3 protein-coding genes are annotated in these 2,068 nt (G+C 74.7%); all 3 read left to right on the top strand.

What is annotated here, in order from left to right; translation table 11 throughout:
* Positions 1 to 706, top strand: a 706-nt coding sequence (locus AOK15_RS38570; protein WP_240508792.1) for a T3SS effector HopA1 family protein, incomplete at its 5' end; no start/stop codon positions are given.
* 8 nt (positions 707 to 714) lie between these two features.
* Entirely contained in the window at positions 715 to 1,524 is an 810-nt protein-coding gene (locus tag AOK15_RS38565; protein ID WP_240508791.1) for a class I SAM-dependent methyltransferase, read from the top strand.
* Positions 1,521 to 2,068: insulinase family protein (locus AOK15_RS45400; RefSeq protein WP_167738907.1), on the top strand; the 548-nt coding region annotated here is incomplete at its 3' end. The genes AOK15_RS38565 and AOK15_RS45400, both read left to right, overlap by 4 nt.

Here is a 2,068-nt window from a genome sequence, read left to right as displayed (position 1 = left end):
CGTCGAGGTGCTCCACCGGCCCGACGGCGACCAGCTCGTCGTACGCCTCCCCGAGGTCACCCCCCGCGTCCCGGCCGAGCGGCTGCTGGCGCCGGCCGCCCCGCCCGCACCCGGCGACCTGGTCGAACTCGCCCTGGAGGCCGCCCGCCCCGCGCTCTCCCCCGGCTTCTTCTACGTCATGGGCTCTCGCCCGCTGCCCCGCCCCGCCGGCCCCGTACGCCGCCTCTTCCTGCACGCGCGGGACGCGGACGCGGCGGTCGCCCTGTGGGGCACGGCGCTCGGCGCGCTGGAGGAGGCGGGCGCGCGGTACCACGCGAAGGTCCTCTCCGATCCGCAGGACTATCCGCGCCGGGACTCCGTCGTCGTCTACCTGCACGGCGACCACCGCCCCGGCGAACGCGCGGTCGCCACCGCCGTCGCCCCCCACGCGGGCACCCTCACCGGCGACGGCACGTCCGTCTTCACCGAGGAACTGGCGCCCGGCGTCGCCGCCGCCTGGGACCCCGAGGACCCGCGCCCCGGCCAGGACGGCATGAGCTTCGGCCAGCACCGCGCCTTCGCCCTCGCCGGCGGACTCATCGCCCACGCCCTGTCCGACGGCGACGACAGCCGCGAGGCGTACGTCGTACGGGCCTTCCACGAGGCGGGCATCGACCCGCTGCACCCCCAGAACAACCTCGACACCCGCTCCGGAGGCGGACGATGACGACCAGCGTGGCAACCGAAGAGACCCCGGCGACCGGCCCGGCCGACGCCGCCGAGACGGGTGCCGGGCTCGGCACCGCCCTGACCACCGCGTACAGCGACGCGCTCGCCGAGGTCTACGACGAGATCTACCCGGCCACCCCCGACCTGGAGGACATCGCCGACTTCCTCCTCACCCTCACCGCGCCCGGCGCGAGCGTCCTCGAACTCGGCGTCGGCACCGGCCGGGTCGCCCTGCCGCTCGCCGACAAGGGCTTCCGGGTGCACGGCGTCGACTCCTCCGAGGGCATGCTGGCCCGCCTGGCGCACAAGGACCCCGAGGGCCGGATCACCCCCGTCCACGCCGACTTCGCCACCCTCGACCTGGGCCGCGCCTTCGACGTCGTCCTCGCACCCTTCAACTCCCTGTGCTGCGCGGTCGCCCCGGACGAGCAGATCGCCCTGATGCACGCGGTCGCCCGGCACACGGCACCCGACGGGCACGTGGTCATCGAGACGTTCGACCCCAGCGACTACCACGTGCAGAAGAAGAACGAGATCAGCACGTACCCGATCGACGGGCGCGGCGCGATGATCGAGTCCATCGGCGTGCTGCCCGCCTCGCAGAACATGATGATCCACAACACGCTGTTCCTCGACGGCGAGGCCCCGAAGTCGGCGACGACGGTGATGCGTTACCTGTGGCCGAGCGAGCTCGACCTCCTCGCCGGTATCGCCCGTCTGGAACTCTCCGCCCGCTACTCCGGCTGGCGCGAGCAGCCCTTCGACGGCGGCGACAGCCGGAAGATGTGCGTCTCCGTGTACCGGCCCCTGCGGTGAGCCTCCGGCTGGTCACCGAGGAGACCCCCGGCCGCGGCCTCGTGGCGGTCGCCCTCACCGTGGCGGCGGGCGGCGACGACGACCCACCGGGACGGCACGGGATGGCGCACCTGGTGGAGCACCTGATGTTCCCTCGCGGCGAGGGACACGACGACCGCTACGGCGACGGCGCGGCCGACGGGGCGGCCGACGGGGCGAGGAACGCGGCTGAGTCGGGGGCTGCGGCAGCGGCTGCCGGCAGGGCTGAAGAAGGGGCTGCGCAAAGGGCCCTGGACGAAGCTGGGGGTCGGGCCGCCGGTGCGGAGGGCGCCGGTGCGGAGGGCGCCGGTTTCGTCGCTCTCGTGCAGGAGGCCGGCGGGATGTGCAACGCCGAGACCCATCGCGACCACACCGTCTTCCACACCGTCGTCCCGGCCGACGCCCTGCCCGACGTCCTGGCCCTGGAGGCCCGGCGCCTCCTGCGCTTCCGGCCCGCGCCGGCCACCGTGCGCTCCGAGACGGCCGTCATCGCCGAGGAGATCCGCGCGGCCGGGGCGGGCGCCCG

The organism is Streptomyces ossamyceticus (assembly GCF_001418475.1).
GTDB classification, from domain to species: Bacteria; Actinomycetota; Actinomycetes; order Streptomycetales; family Streptomycetaceae; genus Streptomyces; species Streptomyces ossamyceticus.
Note: the sequence above shows the minus strand (reverse complement) of the source record. Positions and strands in the feature narration are given on the sequence as shown.